Here is a 282-nt window from a genome sequence, read left to right on the forward strand (position 1 = left end):
GTCCGCAAGCCCTCTGCCGTCGGTTCTACATGCGTATCCCGTCTATTGTTTTAACCGGACGCTACCCGACAGGCAGGGAAGACGTACGGCGAGCTCCTATGGTTTTAACGAGTTGGCCCGGAGCAAGCCGCGTCGCGATCCGATGAGATATGACGCCCGAAACCTGAACGCACCGGCACGGCTTCAGTCGGACGGCACCCTACTGGGTATTAAGCAGCGAGTGCGTAGTTGTCGTCGTTGGCAACTATGTGGTTTGCAGTTGGATTTACGAGGTGCTCTGCC

Annotated in this window: 1 other RNA gene; it reads right to left on the bottom strand. The window is 57.4% G+C overall.

Annotated features, from left to right (window positions below):
- Positions 1-282: a transfer-messenger RNA gene (ssrA, locus tag ACO0K4_RS19790) on the bottom strand; the annotation flags it as partial.

The sequence above is a fragment of the Undibacterium sp. RuTC16W genome (assembly GCF_049339445.1).
Classification (GTDB): Bacteria; Pseudomonadota; Gammaproteobacteria; order Burkholderiales; family Burkholderiaceae_D; genus Undibacterium.